The organism is Halomonas sp. PAMB 3264, assembly GCF_031954245.1.
GTDB lineage: Bacteria > Pseudomonadota > Gammaproteobacteria > Pseudomonadales > Halomonadaceae > Vreelandella.
Map to the genome: position 1 here is coordinate 1,044,168 of NZ_CP134866.1, position 16,224 is coordinate 1,060,391.

The window sequence follows — 16,224 nt, forward strand, 5'->3', positions numbered from 1 at the left end:
AGGCGCGCGTCATGTCATTGGATGCTTGGATTGCGATCGGGGTCGTACTAACGGTATTTCCGTTGATGGCGCTCTCCCGGCTGGGGCCGGATATTATCCTGATGGGCGCGGTGGTAGTGCTGCTCACCCTGGGCGTGATCGACCCAAGCCAGGCGCTGGGCGGGTTCTCCAATTCCGGGCTTTTCACCGTGGCCTTCATGTACGTGCTGGTGGCGGGCATTCGTGAAACCGGTGGCATCGATCTCATCATTCGCCACGTGCTCGGCACCCCCGCCACCGAGCGGCGAGCGCTCTCGCGGCTGGTGTTGCCGGTCGCCTCCTTGAGCGCGTTCTTGAACAACACCCCGGTCATGGCGACCTATATTCCCGCGGTCATGAGCTGGAGCCGGCGCATTCGCCGCTCGCCGCAGCGGCTGTTGATGCCGCTAAGCTTCGCCTCGATTCTCGGCGGTACCGTCACGCTTTTTGGCACCAGCACGAACCTGGTGGTCTATGGGCTTTTGACCGAGCGCTACCCCGAGCTTTCGATGGGCCTTTTCGATCTGGCCTGGGTGGGCCTGCCCGTGGCGCTGGCAGGGCTTGCCTACCTGATTTTCGTCGCGCCCAGGCTGTTGCCCAACCGCGAAGGGATGGGGCGGGCGTTCGCCAACCCCCGGGAGTTCACTATCGAGATGGAGGTCGACCCCGGCGGCGTGCTGGTCGATCGCACCGTGGAAGAGGCAGGGCTTCGGCATTTGCAGGAGCTCTTTCTGGTCGAGATCGAGCGGGCCGGTAACGTGGTCAGCGTGGTCGGCCCCGGCGAGCGGCTCAAGGGCGGCGACCGGCTGGTGTTTACCGGCACCAGCGACGCCGCCGTCGAATTACAGCAGATCCGCGGGCTGGTGCCGTCGAGCGAACGGGGCTCGAACCTGGAGAAGGAGTTCAAGGAGCGCCGGCTGGTCGAGGCAGTGGTGTCACACCAGTGCCAGTTCATCGGCCAGCGCATCCGCGACGGGCGCTTTCGCACACTTTATGGGGCGGCGGTGCTAGCGATTTGCCGCGGCGGCGAGCGGGTCACCGGTAACCTGGGTCAGGTGCGGCTGCAGTCGTCGGACGTGCTGCTGCTCGAGGCGCGCCCGCCGTTCATCGAGCGCCACCGCGAATCCCGTGATTTTCTTCTTATCAGCGAGCTCAATGGCGCCGCCCGCCCGGTGCATGAAAAGGCGCCGCTGGCCTGGGGTATCCTGATCGGCGCGGTGCTGTTGGCCGCCGTGGGCGTGATGAGTATGCTCAACGCGGCGATGCTCGGCGCCGCACTGGCACTTTTGACCGGCTGCTGTTCGGTGGCCGGGGCCAAGCGCGGCCTCGACACCCAGGTGCTTTTGACCATCGCCGCCTCGTTTGGAGTGGGCGGGGCGCTTCAGGCCTCCGGGGCGGCGGACGTGCTCGCCGGCGGCGTGCTCTCGATGGTGGCGGGAAGCCCCTGGCTTCTGCTTCTGGGCACCTACTGCGTGGTGGCGCTTCTCACCGAGCTTGTGACCAACAACGCCGCGGCGGTGATCATCTTCCCGGTGGTGACCGCCGCCGCTGAAAGTCTGGGCGTGAACGTGATGCCTTACGTGGTGACCATCATGTTCGCCGCCTCGGCGAGCTTTCTGACCCCGATCGGCTATCAGACCAATCTCATGGTCTATGGGCCCGGTGGCTATCGCATCAGCGACTTTCTCAAGGTCGGTGGCGGGCTCAACGTGCTGACCGGGGCGATCGCCGTGGCGTTGATCCCGCTGGTGTGGCCTTTCTAGCGCTCGCCGTCACGACCACTTTGCGCTAGGGTGTCGCTTTTGTTTACGAGGAGATCGCGTTATGTCAGAGCCGGGTGAACTGATCATCGAGCCCAAAAATGGCCAGCCGGCGGATGCCTGCGTGTTCATCATTCACGGCCTCGGCGCGGACGGTCACGACTTCGAGCCCTTGATTCCGGCGATGGGGTTATCAAAGGATATGAACGTGCGCTTCATCATGCCCCACGCGCCGCGCTTGGCCGTCACCGTCAACGGCGGCATGGTGATGCCCGCCTGGTACGACATTCTGGCGATGGATCTTGGCCGCCGGGTGGACGAGGCGCAGCTCAAACGCTCCGCCGAGCGCATTCAGGCGCTGATTCAGGAGCAGATCGACCAGGGCATGGATAGCCGCCGTATCATCGTGGCGGGTTTCTCCCAGGGCGGGGCGGTCGCCTATCAGGCCGCACTCACCTTCGAGGCCCCGCTGGGCGGGCTTCTGGCGATGTCGACCTATCTGGCCACTGGCGAGAGCATTGCCTTTGCCGAGGCCAACGCCGCCATTCCCGTCGAGGTGCACCACGGCAATTTCGACCCGGTGGTGCCGGAAACCCTGGGCCGCGCCGGCGCTGATCGGCTCAAGGAGAAGGGCTACAGCGTCAACTATCGTCAGTACCCCATGGCCCACGCGCTCTGTCCGCAGCAGGTCAACGATATCGGCAAGTGGCTGCAGGCGAGGCTTGGCTAGTCCTTCGTCGACCGGCGACCGTGTGACGGGCGAAAAACCGGCGTGTCCCCGTTCGACAAGCGTTTGAAACGCAGGCAAAGTGGTTCTTTTCCAGCCGAGCAGGGAATCAGCGAGGCCTATGTTAGCGTCCATCGATCTGTGGGAAGCGGGGCTGGCCGCGTGTCTGGCGCTCGCCGCGCTCGTTTGTCTGTTCGACCGCCACGTGGCGCGCGCTACCTGCGCGTTCCTCGCATTTTCGCTTGCCATGACGCTGGCCTGGTGGTGGCTGGGCGCGCCCTGGCTTGCGCTGTTGGAACTTGTACTCGGCGTGCTGCTCACTGGTACGGCGCTTTTTTATGCCCTGGGCGCTTTTACCCATGGATTTTCCTGGCGCGCTTTTCAGCGTGAAAGCCACCACGTCGATACCTTTCAGGGGCCAGTCAGTCACCGCTTCGCCCGCGCCGCGCTGACCCTTGCCTGGTGTGTAATGATCGGCGCGGTGATTCGCCTTGTCGTGCCCGGCATGGTCTACTCGCTTTCCGAGCATCCGCTGATGATCGTGGCGGTGCTGATGGTCGGCACCGCCATGGGTGCGTTTGCGCTTCACCGCCACCGCTTGCGCCGGCTGCTCGCCTTCAACGTGCTGGGCTCTGGCGTATTTTTGCTGATGACCGGGCTTGCCGGCACCGAGGAAGGCGCCCAGGCCCTGGTCGGCGTCGGGCTTGTCATCGCCTGGTTCGGCTCGCTTTTGGGGGCCTTGTTGATTCGCCATCTACACTCCCATGAAGACGAGGCGGGCGAGGAAGATACCCCCGGTGCGGGGAGCCCCTCATGACCTGGCGCTTTGGACTGTTCGACAGCACGTTTTCGCCGCTGGCGCTTAGCCACTGGGCGCTTTTGTGCGCGCTGGTGCTGCCGCTGGCGGCGGGTCTTGCCGCGGTACTTTACCCTCCCAAGCGCGGCTGGCCGGTGCTGTTGGTGAGCGCTCTGGTCGTGGTTGCCGGGCTCTGGCTTTTGCGCGATGTTCAGCAGGCGGGGCTTTTGCGCTGGCAGGCCGAGGTGGTGGGCGTGACGCTGTCGCTTCGCATGAACGGCCTCGGGGCGCTGCTGCTGCTCGTCACTCAGTGTGTGGGCGCGGCGGCGGCGCTTTATGCCCCGGGGCATTTTCGCCTGACCGAGTCGGGTGCCGGCGAGCGCTGGCTGTGGCCGCTGATGGGAGGGCTGATCAGCGCGCTATCGCTTTTATGGCTCGCGGCGGATCTTTTGACGCTCTACGCGGCGCTCGAAACGCTCGGGCTGTCGGCGGTGGCCATGCTGCTCTTGTCCGGCAAGCCCGACGCCCTCGAGGCGGGCATGCGTTATCTGATGCTGACACTGGTCGGTTCGCTCACGTACCTGATGGGGGTGGCGCTGATTCTGGGGCAGTGGGGCGAGCTTGAGCTGCTTGCGCTTTCCCGGGTCGTCGAGCCTGGCCTCGTTACCTGGGTGGCGGCGGCGCTTCTGGGTGCGGGACTTGCCTTGAAGGCGGCGCTGTTTCCGCTGCACGCCTGGTTGAGCCCGGTTCACCAGAGCGCCTGGACACCGGTAAGCGCGCTGCACGCGGGGCTGGTGATCAAGGGCTCGCTCTACATTCTCATCATGCTTTGGAGCATCTTGCTCCCGGATACCTTTTGGGCGCCGCGGCTGGTGGCCTGGCTTGGGGCGCTTGCGATCGTCTGGGGCGGGCTGATCGCTTGGCGAGCAGACTCGCTGAAAACCCTTGTCGCCTCCTCGACGGTGGCACAGCTTGGCTATCTGATGGTGGCCTTTCCGCTGCTGCTCGGGCCGGACGTCGCGCCGATTCCCCGGGCGCTTGGCTGGCAGGGGTTCTGGCTGATGCTGATCGGCCATGGACTTGCCAAGGCGGCGATGTTTCTGGCGGCAGGCAACCTGATTCTCGCCACCGGCGAAAGCTCGCTGAAAGGGCTCGCCGGGACCAGCCGGCGACTGCCGCTGTCGCTACTCACCTTCGGGATCGCTTCGATCACGCTGATGGGGCTGCCGCCCAGCGCCGGGTTCACCGCCAAGTGGCTGCTTCTTCATGCCATGGTACTGGAAAGCCAGTGGACCTCGGCGGCGGCACTTCTAGCGGGAACGCTGCTGACCGCGGCCTACGTCTTTCGCGTGTTTCGCTACTCCTTCGATGAAACCGCACCGCGCCACGACTACCGCCCATTGGCGCCGGGCATGGATGCGATAGCGCTGATTCTGGCGCTCGCCGCGCTCTCGCTGGGGCTTCTGGCGCATCTTCCCCTGGGGCTTTTGCATGGAGCGGGCGCATGAACGAAATGAACGACATGGCTTGGCTGCCGCTCGCCGCGCTTTTGGTATCGCTTTTCGCCGCGATCACGATCTTTTCGCTGCCGGAAACTGCGCGGTCGGCGCGCACCGTGATCAACCTCGCCGCGGCGGCGTGCAAGGTGGCGCTGGTAGTGCTGATGGTCTGGCGGGTCTCCCTGGGCTTCGAGGATACCTTTAGTTTTCAGATCATCGGCGGCATCGACTTCGTGCTGCGCGCCGATGCGCTGGGCGTCATGTTCGCCGGGCTCTCATCAATACTGTGGCTCTGCACCACCGTCTATGCCATCGGGTATCTCGAGGGCGCGGCGAATCGCAAGCGCTTTTTTGGCTTCTTTAGCCTTTGTGTGACCAGTACGCTCGGGATCGCGCTGGCGGGCAATCTGTTCACCTTCCTGATCTTCTACGAAATGCTCACGCTCTCGACCTACCCGCTGGTCGCCCACGCCGGCACGCCCAAGGCGCTGGCGGCAGGGCGGGTGTATCTGCGCTATACGCTCAGCGCCGGCGTGGTGGTACTGCTCGGCGTGGTGCTGCTTTACAGCCTGACCGGCGATCAGTCGTTTGCATCAGAACAGGGGCTTGATCGCTACCTGGGCGATCACCGCGGGCTTTTGATGCTCATTTTCGCGCTGCTGGTCGGCGGGCTGGCGGTCAAGGCGGCGATCGTGCCGCTGCACGGCTGGCTGCCCCGGGCGATGGTCGCGCCGGCGCCGGTCAGCGCGCTGTTGCACGCCGTCGCCGTGGTCAAGGCCGGCGCCTTCGGCATTCTGCGCATCATCTATGATTTGTACGGCATCGAGCTTAGCGTCGAGCTCGGCGTGACCACTTGGCTTGCGGCGCTGGCGGCTTTTACCATCCTGTACGGGTCGCTGCGGGCGATCACCCAGGCCGAACTCAAGCCAAGGCTTGCCTTTTCGACCATCAGCCAGGTCTCCTACATCGTGCTCGGGGCGTGCCTGGTCGGGCCTTTCGGCACCATCGGGGCGCTGGCCCACCTGCTGCACCAGGGGTTGATGAAGGTGACGCTCTTTTTCTGCGCCGGCAGCTACGCCGAGGAGCTCGGCATTCACCGCATCGACGAGATGAACGGGGCCGGGCGGCGTATGCCGCTGACCAGTATCGCGTTCACCCTGAGCGCACTCGGTATGGTGGGCCTGCCGCCGACCGCCGGCTTCATCACCAAGTGGTATCTGGGCATCGGCGCCATCGAGGCGCAAATGCTCTGGGTCGTGGCGGTGCTGGTACTCAGCAGCGTGCTCAACGCGCTCTACTTCCTACCGATCATTTACCGGCTCTGGTTCTGCCAGGGGCCGGCTCACGGGGTGGGCGAGTGGCCGAGCGAGCAGCGCCTGGGGCGCCTGGAGACCCACGGGTGGCTCTTGTGGCCGGCGGTGTTTACCGCGACGGTGAGCCTTCTGGCCGGGCTTTTGGCGGGACTGCCCTTTAGCCCGCTGGACTGGGCGACCCGCGTTGCGGTCGGGGAGTATCTGCCATGACCGCGCTGCTGTTGGTCGCGCTTTTATGGCCGCTTTGCGTGGCGCTGAACGTGGTTCGGCAGATGTTTCGCCCGCCCAAGGCGCGGCACTTGTTTTCGCTTTGGTGGCTCAGCGCCGCCTGGCCTTCCCTGTTGCTTGCGCTCATTGGCGAAGGAGCGTGGGAGTGGCAGGCCTGGCTGCTCGGCGGGCAGTGGGCACTCGACACGCTCGGCCGCGCCTGGCTTGGTTTCACCGCGCTTTTGTGGAGTCTGGCGGCGCTTCACGCCCGGGGCTACTTCAAGCGCGCGGCGGCGCGTGCCCGCCTGGGCGACGACGGCGAACACTATAGGCTTTTGCGCTTCACGCTGTTCTGGCCGCTGACGTTTCTGGGCAACGCGTTTTTGATCCTCTCGCAGGACATCGCAAGCTTCTATTTCGGTTTTGCGCTGATGACCTTCGCCGCCTACGCGCTGGTGCTGCACGAGCAAAGCGACGCGGCCAAACGCGGGGCGCACGCCTATATCGTGCTGGCGGTGATCGGTGAAGCTCTGATCCTTGGCGGGCTTTTATGGGCGGCGGGCAGCGGCGAGGCGACCACGCTCGAGGGCGTGCGCGAGGCGATCGCCGCCGCCCCCGAGGGCGTGTGGATGGCGCTTGTTCTGTGGCTGGGCTTTGGCGTCAAGGCCGGGGTGATCGGGCTTCACGTCTGGCTGCCGCTGGCCCATCCGGTGGCGCCGGCGCCGGCAAGCGCGGTGCTGAGTGGGGCGATGATCAAGGCCGGGCTTCTGGGCTGGCTGATGCTACTTCCGCTAGGCATGGAGGGGTTGGCGCCGGCGTTTACGACGCTGGGCAACGTGATGCTGGTGGCCGGTTTCGCCGCTGCCTTTGGCGCGGCGCTTTACGGGGTGGGCCAGCGCCACCCGAAAGCGGTGCTGGCCTACTCGAGCATCAGCCAGATGGGCATGATGACCACGCTGGTGGCGGTGGGGCTGCTCGACCCGACACTTTGGCCGGCACTGCTGCCGGGCATTGCGCTGTTTGCCGGCCACCATGCGCTGGCGAAGGGCGCGCTGTTTTTGGGCACCAGCGTGAGCGAGCACATGCCGCGCCTGCCCACCGCACTCTTGTGGAGTGTGCTGGCGCTGCCGGCGCTGTCGCTGACCGGTGCCTTCGGCGCAGGGGTGATCAGCAAGTACAGCGTCAAGCACGTTCTGGAGGAGGGCGGGCATCACTATATCGTGCTCCTGCTGACATGGGCGGCGGTGGGCACGACGGCGCTGGTCAGCGTGTGTGTATGGCGCCAGTGGCAGGACCGCGACACCGGCGACAGCGACGCCTGGCAGCTCGCCGGCTGGTCACTGGCGATTCTGGCCGCCCTCACCGCGCCCTGGTGGCTGCCACTGCCGGATCAGAGCGTGCACGTACCGGCGCTGTCGTCGCTCACATCCCTGGTATGGCCGCTGCCTGCCGGGATCGTTTTGGTGGTCGTCGGCGTGGTGATTGCTCGCGCTTTAAGCGCGCCGACGCTGCCGGCAGGGGATTTGTGGTGGCCGTATCGAAAGATCGCGAAGTGGCTGGTCGCGCTTTGCCGGGGGGTAGCGCGGCGGGCAAAACGCGTGAAGCGCTCGAGCGTTGCCCGCGCGCTGGTGCTCGAGCGTTTCGTGATGGCGCGCTTGAATCATGCGCTTGAAGGGGAGCGATGGATGCGCCGACACGGCAGCGGGCTGATGATGGCGCTGGCGGTGGTGCTGGCGCTGCTACTGATTTGGGAGGGAAGCCAATGAGCGAGACACCGCAGAAGAGCCAGCGCGGGCGCCGAGCGCAAACGCCAGAAGAGATTCCCACGCCCGGGCTTCTGGACGTGTGCTGGCGCGTGGTGCGCGCGGCGCGGCGCAACCGCCTGACCATGTTGGCCGCAGGCACCGCTTTCTACGCGCTGTTGGCGCTGTTTCCCACCATCGCGGCGGTCATCTCGCTTTGGGGGCTTCTATTCGACCCGCTGGAAGCAGCCCAGCAGCTTTACGAGATCAGTCGCTTCATGCCGCCGGACGCGGCGAATTTGATCGACCAGCAGGCCGAGCAGGTGATCGAAAACACCGAAGCGGGCAACTTCATGGCCGCGATGATCGGGCTTGCCATCGCCATGCTCATCGCCTCCAAGGGGGTGGCGGTGCTGGTGGTAGGGCTTAACGTCGTTTACGGCGAAAGCGAGAAGCGCCCTTTTCTACGCCGCACGGTGCTGTTGACCCTGCTCACCTTCGGGCTGATCGCGATGACGCTGATTTCGCTTGGCTTCATCGCGCTGATTCCGATGGCGGTGGAGTCGCTCGCCATCGACGCGCCGCTGAACAACCTCATCAACTGGCTGCGCTGGCCGGCGCTTTTGATCATCACCAGTTTTCTGATCACGCTGCTCTACCGCTTTGCGCCCTATCGGCGAAAGCCGCGCTGGGAGTGGCTCAACTACGGCACGCTGTTCGCTACGCTCACCTGGCTTCTGGGCTCGGCGGCGCTGTCGCTCTATGTGGGCCACTTCACCACCTTCAGCGAAGTCTACGGCTCGCTGGGGGCGGTGGTCGCCATGATGATGTGGTTCTGGATGTCGGCGTTTTTAGTGCTGTTCGGCGCCGAGCTCAACTGCGAGCTGGAGCGCCAGACCGTGAAGGATACCACTGTCGGGCGTTCGCGCCCGCTGGGTGAGCGAGAGGCCTTCGCCGCGGACACCGTAGGCGTGCCCAACCCGATGGGTGACGAAGAGAAGGATGAGAACGCGCCGGATACCCGCTAGCCGCGCCGCCGTTGGCGGCGCGAGTGGGAGGTGATGAAAGAGATTGATGGAAGAGCTTACAAAAGCTCTTCGGCGGCCAGCGCCAGGCGCGAGCGCTCGACGCCCTTGAGCGTGATGTGGCCGGCGTGGGGCCAGTCTCTAAAGCGTTCGACCACGGCGGCCAGACCGCACGTATTGGCGGTGAGGTACGGTGTGTCGATCTGGCCGACGTTGCCCAGGCAGACGATCTTGGTGTTGCGCCCGGCGCGGGTCACCAGCGACTTGAGTTGCTTGGGGGTGAAGTTCTGCGCCTCGTCGATGATCAGGAAGGTGTCGTTGAGGGTGCGCCCGCGCATGAAGCCTGGCGAGCGGATCTGAACCCGCGAGCCGATCAACTGACGGGTAGCCCCGTTGTCCCAGCTCGATTCGCCATCGTCGTTGCGCAACAGGTTGTCCATGTTGTCGTGAAAGGCTCCCATCCAGGGCGACATTTTCTCCTCCTCGGTGCCCGGTAGAAAGCCAATGTCCTCGCCCATGGGGATCGGCGCGCGGGTGAACACGATGCGCTCGAACTGCTTGGTGTCGAGCGTTTGCTGGAAGGCCGCGGCGAGCGTCATGTAGGTTTTGCCAGTGCCGGCGTTGCCGGCAATGGTGACCAGGTCGATCTCCGGGTCCATGAGCAAATTCAGCGTGAAGTTCTGGCGGCTGTCGTGGGCGTGCACGCCCCAAACGCCCGAGTGGTGGCGGTAGTTGGTCAAAAGCTGGAGCGTGGCGCTCTCAGGGCCCAGTTCGCGCACGATCGCCTCGAACTCGGCGCCGTTTTCGCTATCGCTGACCAGCATGCCGGTGTGCCACGCCACGGGCATGTCGCCCTTGAGGTGGTAGAAGGTGTGATGGCCGGTGCGCTCGACGTCGACCTCGACGTTGAGTGTCTCCCAAAGGGTGGTACCTTCGCTTGCCGCGTGCTGGTAGACGCTGGCGCCCTCGATCATGGCGTCGCTGTCGGAGAAGGCGCGATCGTTGTGGTAATCCTCCACCGGCACCTTGAGTGCGGCGGCCTTGATGCGAAGGTTGATGTCCTTGGTGATCAGGATGACCGAGGCGTCCGGGTTCTCGTCACGAAGCCTACAGGTCTCGGCCAGTATGCGGTTGTCCGGGGTGTCGCTGACTTCGTTGAGAAGCTTCAAATCGCTGTAGCAGAGAAAATGGAGCCGGCCGCTTTCGCCGGAAAGCCTGGGGATGGGAACGCCGTACTGAACTTCCTTGAAAGTAACCTGGCTTGTGAGATCCGACAGCGTGCGGCTGACCTGGCGCGCCGTACGGGCGATTTCGCGAATGCCGTTTTTGTGCTTGTCCAGCTCCTCGAGGACGGTCATGGGGATGACCACATCGTGCTCTTCGAAATGGTACAGAGCCGCGGGGTCGTGAATCAGAACGTTGGTGTCGAGCACATAAAGCCGTTTGGCTTTCTTATCGAGTTTGACCATCGTGGAAGTCGCTCCTTGGTGGACGGCAACATCGACACTGGCAGGGCTTTTTGACGCACGCATGACACTGCCCGTGTTCTACGCTCTAGAGTGTCATCGCTCTCCTCTGTGGTTTTCTATAGCGTGGTGGGCAACGCCACTTTTCGCCAATCACGCATTTCAACGAAACCGCGCTCACTCCTGGTGGGCCAAAAACCGGGTGAGCCGGCCAAGCAGCGCGCTCGCCACCGGCCCCTGGGGGCCGCTCACCAGCGAGCGGTAGTGGTAGCTTTCGAGCGCAAGCTCGTGGGGCAGGCGGCTAAGCGTGCCGGCATCGAGCGCGTGACGTATGAGCGGGGCGGGCAGAAGCGCCCAACCAGTGCCCTGGATCACGGCGTCGCGCATCAGCTCGAACATCGTCACGCCCAGATAGTTGGCGGAGAACAGCGCCTCGCTCACCAGCCGGTCGTCCTGAAGGTGGCTCAGGCAAATCTGGGTGTACTGGGCAAGATCGTCGCGCTGCACGCTGGGCAGCCGGCTCAAGGGGTGGTGCGGCGCGGCCACCAAACGCATGTCGACCGGCGCCAGGCGTCTGGCGTAGTGGGGCAGCGCCTGAACGCTATAAAGGCCGAAGGCGATATCCACCGTTTGGCGCGCGATCAGCGTCTGGTGGGTCTGGGGCGGGGCGAGATAGACCGAGATCGCCGTGAGTGGAAAGCGCGTTTTGATGTCGTGCATCACGCCTTGCCAGAACGCCTCGGGCAGGGCGTCGTCGCGGGCAATGCAGAGCTGACTCTCCACACCCAGGCTATGCTGCTGGCAGTACTTGTCGATGCGCGAAGCGCTGGTCAAAAGGCGATAGCAATCCGGCAGAATGCTCTCGCCCATCGGGGAGAGCGTAAGGCTATTGCCGGAGCGCTCGAAAAGCGCCACGCCCAGGTGATCCTCCAGCGCGCTTACCATGGCGCTCAGCGTGCTGCGCTTGGCACCGGTATGGCGGGCGGCGCCGGCGAAGGAGCGCTGCTCGGCAACCTCGATGAACGCCTGAACCTGTTCGATACGCACAAGGCCTCCAGCGCCAAAAAAGTTGGCGGTGAGCGATTGGTGGAAAGCGGTTTGGGCGCCTATTATGGCCTACCTTTCCTCTTCCCACGGATGTTTTCTGCGTGTCATCGTCAACGATCGAGCGCCGCGCGCTCAAGTTTTCGGCGCTCTCTGCCTCGCTGTTCGCCTTCATCGGGCTCTTCATCGGCTTGTCTTCTGGCTCCATCACCATCCTGTTCGACAGCGGCTACTCGCTACTGAGTTTGGTGCTGGCGACGCTGTCGCTGGTCGCGCTCAGCCACGCGCAAAAGCCGGCCGACGAGCGCTACCCCTTCGGTCGGCTGACCGTCGAGCCGCTGGCGGTGCTGTTGAAGGGGGTGGTGATCGCGCTGGTGTGTCTATTTTCGCTGGTGTCGGCGCTCTGGAGTCTCTATCAGGGCGGGCGGCTCGTCACGCTCGATTTGGCGCTGGGGTTCGGCGCCTTCAACGTGCTCGGTTGTCTGTTCACCTGGTGGCGGCTGGCGCACTACGCCCGCGGGCGCCACTCCTCGCTCATGGCCGCCGAACTCAAACAGTGGCAGATGGATACCTGGCTCTCCGCGGCGGTGCTGATCGGCTTCTTTGCGACCTACCTGCTGACGCTCTCGCCCTTTGCCGCCTGGGCGCGCTTCGCCGACCCGGCCATGGTGCTTCTGATCGTCGCCTACTTCTTGCCCATGCCGGTGCGGATGATTCGCGGGGCGCTGAAAGAGCTCATGTTCGGCGAGCCCGGCGGTGGCATGCGCGAGGAGCTCGCCGTGGGCGTGGCGGATTTCGCGGTCGAGGAGAGCGACGTTCGCCTGGCGCGGGTAGGCAACTTTTTGATGGTCGACATTCAGCTCGAAAAGGCGCAGATCGATGACGCCGAGGCTATCGTCGAAAGCGTGGCGCGCCACTGCCACCGCCGCCAGCTGCGGCCGGTGACCAGCATTACGCTCATCACCTGAGCCCGGCAAAAAGCGTTGACGCCGCGGTGCGCGGGTGGTATCTAGCGCTACCGGCAATCGGGCCGGATTTTGAGGGTTTGAAACATGCTACTCGGCCGCTTTATCGCTTTGCTGGTCGCCACTACGCTGGTCGCGGGCTGTGCCAGCACCACCGTCGCTCCGCGCTACACCTCGACCAATACCGACGTCATGCGCGTTGGCGGCGAGCGCCCCTCGAGCGCCGACCCGCGCACCGAGGATATGGGCTCGTATTGCCTGGAAACCACCGAGCGCTGGAACGAGCAGGGCCGCACCCCGGATGGTCAGAACCTGTGGGCCAAGGACACGCTGCGCAAGGTCGTGCCCTGCCAGTAAAAAGTCAGCCTTTGCACACAACGCCCGGCATCGATGCCGGGCGTTTTGATTGCGCGCTGGTTGAACGCACCGCGTGCCTAGTCATCGCCTTTTTTCTCAGGCTTGCCCTTGCGTTGAGTGCTGGCGAACTCCTCGAGCTCCTTCTCGCTCATCGAGTCATACATCTCCTTTGACGAGCCTGTAAGCTCGCTCACGTTGGTCTCGCCGCGCTTGGCGGCAAGGGCGGCCCCTGCGGCCTTTTGCTGAGCCTTCGATTTTGCCGGCATCTCTTTCTCCTGACGCTTGTTTTCCTGGTGCGTGTTTGCTGATGACTGGGAGGCGTTTATCTTTTCCATGACGCTTTGCTAAAGTTTAGTCACTTCTCGAACGCCTGCCGAAACAATGCAAGGAAAGCGCCATGACGCCAGCCATCAATACCGCCAAACGGGCGGGTATCGCCTTTACCGTGCACGAGTACAGCCACGAAAGCGGCGCCCCCTCCTACGGGCTGGAAGCCGCCGAAAAGCTCGACGTCGATCCGTCGCGGGTGTTCAAGACGCTGGTCGTCGAGCTCGACGGCAAGACGCTGGCGGTGGGCGTGGTACCGGTCACCCACCAGCTGGGGCTCAAGCAGATCGCCCGCGCGGCGGGGGCGAAGAAAGCGGCCATGGCGAAGGTCGACGCCGTCGAGCGCGCCACAGGCTACGTGCTGGGCGGCGTGAGCCCGCTGGGGCAGAAAAAGCGCCTGGCGCTGTACGTCGATGAAAGCGCCCGCGCGTTTGAGTCCATTTTCGTCAGCGCCGGGCGTCGGGGGCTCGAAATCGAGCTGGCGCCCCAGGCGCTGGCCGCGCTGGGTCAGGCGCGCTTTGCGCCGCTAGCGGTGTGAGGTCGGCGCAAAGCGAGCCGCTTTCTGGTATCGTGCGCGTTATGCGCACCAGCGACGGCGCTTGGCAGTGACCGGCGCCGTCGCCTCTTTTTTTCAGGAAATATTCGTGGCCGATACCTCTTTCGCCTCTCTGGCGCTGCCTTCTGCGCTCACCGACAATCTCGCCTCACTTGGCTATCACGAGATGACGCCGATTCAGGCTCAGAGCCTTCCGCCCATGCTCGAAGGCCGCGACGTGCTCGGCCAGGCGAAGACCGGCTCGGGCAAGACAGCGGCGTTCGGGCTGGCGCTTTTGGCCAAGCTCATGCGTGAACGCTCGCACGTTCAGGCGCTGGTGCTCTGCCCGACCCGGGAGCTTGCCGATCAGGTCGCCGAGTCGATTCGAAAGCTGGCCCGGGCGCTGCCCAACGTCAAGGTGCTCACTCTTTGCGGCGGCGCCCCCCTGGGCCCGCAAATCGGCTCGCTCGAGCACGGTGCCCATATCGTGGTGGGCACGCCCGGGCGTATCGACGAGCACCTGCGAAAGGGCTCGCTAAGCCTCGATGCTCTCGAAACCCTGGTGCTCGACGAAGCCGATCGCATGCTCGACATGGGCTTTCGCCCGGCGATCGACGCGATCATTCGTCAAACCCCTAAAGCGCGCCAGACGCTTCTCTTCAGCGCGACCTTCCCGGACGATAACGAAGGCGGCGAGCTTTTCGAGATGACCCGCGGGGTGCTGACGGACTACGTCAGCGTCGCCATCGAAGATGGCCACGACGCCGCTACCATCGAGCAGCACTTTTTCGCCGTACAAAGCGAGCAGGCGCGTCTGGCCGGGCTCGAGGATCTGCTGCTGCACTACCGGCCGACCTCCAGCGTCGTGTTTTGTAATACCAAGCGCGAAACCGACGAGGTCGCCGAGGCCCTTTCGGCGCATGGCTTTAGCGCCGTGGCGCTGCACGGCGATCTGGAGCAAAAGGAGCGCGACCGGCTGTTGGTGACCTTCGCCAACCAGAGCGTTTCCATTCTGGTGGCCACCGATGTGGCGGCGCGCGGGCTCGATATCGCCAAACTCGACGCCGTGTTCAACTATCAGCTCGCCCGTGAGCAGGGCGCCCACGTTCACCGCGTCGGGCGCACCGGCCGGGCCGGGGAAAGCGGCGTCGCGGCTACGCTCATCGCCCCGGAGGAGCGCTACCGGCTGGAGCGTTTGAGCGACTATCTCAATGAGCCGCTCACGGTCGAACCGCTGCCCAAACCCGCTCGCCGCACGCCGTTTACCGCGGCGATGGCCACGCTTGAGCTAAATGGCGGCAAAAAGGACAAGCTGCGCCCGGGAGACATTCTCGGCGCCTTGACCGGCGAGGGCGGCATTCGCGGCGACCAGGTCGGCAGCATCAAGGTGCAGGCGAGAAGCGCGTTCGTGGCCGTCGAGCGGGGCGTGGTCGACCAGGCGCTGGGTAAGCTTTCGCGCGACAAGCTCAAGGGCCGCGCCTTTCGCGTGCGCCGAATTTGAACCGTGTACCGTTTTCACGTGCATTCACCGCTTCACGCATTCGCCATCAGGAGTGACCGTCAGAGGCCATGAAGATACCCAAACGATTACAGCCACTGGTCGACGACGGCCTCGTCGACGAGGTGTTGATGCAGCTGATGAGCGGCAAGGAAGCGCAGGTGTACGTCGTTCGATCCAGCGGTGAAAAGCGCTGCGCCAAGGTGTTCAAGGAGGCGAGCCAGCGAAGTTTCAAGCAGGCCGTCCAGTATCAGGAGGGGCGCAAGGAGCGCAACAGCCGCCGGGCCCGGGCCATGGCGAAAAAGACCCGTTACGGGCAAAAAGAGCAGGAGCAGGCCTGGCTCACCGCCGAGGTCGACGCGCTCTACCGGCTGGCGGGCGCCGGCGTGCGTGTGCCCACCCCCTACGGCTTCGTCGACGGCGTGCTGTTGATGGAGATGATCACGGACGCCGAAGGCGACGTAGCGCCGCGCCTTGGCGACGTGACGCTTTCTGAAGCCCAGGCGCTCGCCTACCACGACAAGGTGATCGGTGACGTAGTGCGTATGCTCTGCGCCGGGCTCGTTCACGGCGATTTGTCCGAGTTCAACGTACTGGTCGACGCAAGCGGCCCGGTGATCATCGACCTGCCCCAGGCGGTGGACGCCGCGGGCAACAACAGCGCCGCCGCCATGCTCGAGCGTGACGTGAACAACATGCGCGCCTACTTTGGCCGCTACGCGCCTTCGCTTTTGGCCACCCACTACGGCAAGGAGATGTGGGCGCTTTTCGAGGCCGGCAAGCTCACCCCGGAGAGCAAACTCACCGGCCACTTTGAGTTCGACACCAGAAGCGCCAACGTCGACGAACTTCTGGACGTTATCGACGACGCAAAAGAAGAAGAGGCCGAGCGCCAGGCGCGGCTCAGAGACGACGACGATGATGACGGCTACCCGTACTAACCTC

General features: G+C 64.4%; 15 protein-coding genes. 12 read left to right on the forward strand and 3 right to left on the reverse strand.

The window, feature by feature from the left end:
- Positions 1–11 precede the first annotated feature (11 nt).
- The 7 genes from RN347_RS04720 (at position 12) to RN347_RS04750 (ending at position 9,090) form a co-directional block, all read left to right on the forward strand.
- A complete protein-coding gene (locus RN347_RS04720) occupies positions 12–1,781 on the forward strand; it encodes an SLC13 family permease (RefSeq protein ID WP_311960354.1) in 1,770 nt (589 codons plus the stop codon).
- Between the two features lie 61 nt (positions 1,782–1,842).
- On the forward strand, positions 1,843–2,508 hold the full coding sequence (locus RN347_RS04725; protein WP_263584734.1) for an alpha/beta hydrolase: 666 nt from the start codon (positions 1,843–1,845) through the stop codon (positions 2,506–2,508).
- A gap of 118 nt (positions 2,509–2,626) precedes the next feature.
- Complete coding sequence (locus RN347_RS04730) at positions 2,627–3,322, forward strand: hypothetical protein (protein ID WP_311960355.1); 696 nt, start codon at positions 2,627–2,629, stop codon at positions 3,320–3,322.
- On the forward strand, positions 3,319–4,809 hold the full coding sequence (locus RN347_RS04735) for a proton-conducting transporter membrane subunit (protein WP_311960356.1): 1,491 nt from the start codon (positions 3,319–3,321) through the stop codon (positions 4,807–4,809). The genes RN347_RS04730 and RN347_RS04735 overlap by 4 nt, the downstream gene beginning before the upstream one ends.
- A complete protein-coding gene (locus RN347_RS04740) occupies positions 4,806–6,323 on the forward strand; it encodes a proton-conducting transporter membrane subunit (protein ID WP_311960357.1) in 1,518 nt (505 codons plus the stop codon). The genes RN347_RS04735 and RN347_RS04740 overlap by 4 nt, the downstream gene beginning before the upstream one ends.
- The gene (locus RN347_RS04745) at positions 6,320–8,086 is read left to right on the forward strand and encodes a proton-conducting transporter membrane subunit (RefSeq protein ID WP_311960358.1); all 1,767 of its coding nucleotides are present in this window, start codon (positions 6,320–6,322) and stop codon (positions 8,084–8,086) included. Before RN347_RS04740 ends, RN347_RS04745 begins: the two co-directional genes overlap by 4 nt.
- Positions 8,083–9,090, forward strand: a complete 1,008-nt coding sequence (locus RN347_RS04750; RefSeq protein WP_311960359.1) for a YihY/virulence factor BrkB family protein — start codon at positions 8,083–8,085, stop codon at positions 9,088–9,090. The genes RN347_RS04745 and RN347_RS04750 overlap by 4 nt, the downstream gene beginning before the upstream one ends.
- A 56-nt stretch (positions 9,091–9,146) precedes the next feature.
- On the opposite strand, the gene RN347_RS04755 is transcribed toward RN347_RS04750, so the two are convergent.
- Positions 9,147–10,556: a PhoH family protein gene (locus tag RN347_RS04755; RefSeq protein ID WP_263584728.1), complete on the reverse strand. Its 1,410-nt coding sequence runs from the start codon at positions 10,554–10,556 to the stop codon at positions 9,147–9,149.
- Positions 10,557–10,730: 174 nt separating this feature from the next.
- On the reverse strand, positions 10,731–11,600 hold the full coding sequence (locus RN347_RS04760; protein ID WP_263584727.1) for a LysR family transcriptional regulator: 870 nt from the start codon (positions 11,598–11,600) through the stop codon (positions 10,731–10,733).
- A gap of 101 nt (positions 11,601–11,701) precedes the next feature.
- On the opposite strand from RN347_RS04760, the gene RN347_RS04765 reads away from it, so the two are divergent.
- Both RN347_RS04765 and RN347_RS04770 read left to right on the forward strand, forming a co-directional pair.
- Positions 11,702–12,565 (forward strand): cation diffusion facilitator family transporter, encoded by an 864-nt coding sequence (locus tag RN347_RS04765; protein WP_311960360.1) that lies wholly within the window; start codon positions 11,702–11,704, stop codon positions 12,563–12,565.
- 84 nt (positions 12,566–12,649) lie between these two features.
- Positions 12,650–12,919: a hypothetical protein gene (locus RN347_RS04770; RefSeq protein WP_252107062.1), complete on the forward strand. Its 270-nt coding sequence runs from the start codon at positions 12,650–12,652 to the stop codon at positions 12,917–12,919.
- A gap of 77 nt (positions 12,920–12,996) precedes the next feature.
- On the opposite strand, the gene RN347_RS04775 is transcribed toward RN347_RS04770, so the two are convergent.
- Complete coding sequence (locus RN347_RS04775; RefSeq protein WP_311960361.1) at positions 12,997–13,185, reverse strand: DUF3008 family protein; 189 nt, start codon at positions 13,183–13,185, stop codon at positions 12,997–12,999.
- Between the two features lie 131 nt (positions 13,186–13,316).
- On the opposite strand from RN347_RS04775, the gene ybaK reads away from it, so the two are divergent.
- From ybaK to RN347_RS04790, 3 genes are all read left to right on the forward strand, one after another.
- Positions 13,317–13,784, forward strand: a complete 468-nt coding sequence (gene ybaK, locus RN347_RS04780) for a Cys-tRNA(Pro) deacylase (RefSeq protein WP_263584721.1) — start codon at positions 13,317–13,319, stop codon at positions 13,782–13,784.
- A gap of 106 nt (positions 13,785–13,890) precedes the next feature.
- Entirely contained in the window at positions 13,891–15,282 is a 1,392-nt protein-coding gene (gene dbpA, locus RN347_RS04785) for an ATP-dependent RNA helicase DbpA (protein WP_311960362.1), read from the forward strand.
- 68 nt (positions 15,283–15,350) lie between these two features.
- On the forward strand, positions 15,351–16,220 hold the full coding sequence (locus RN347_RS04790; RefSeq protein ID WP_263584719.1) for a PA4780 family RIO1-like protein kinase: 870 nt from the start codon (positions 15,351–15,353) through the stop codon (positions 16,218–16,220).
- Positions 16,221–16,224: the final 4 nt, after the last annotated feature.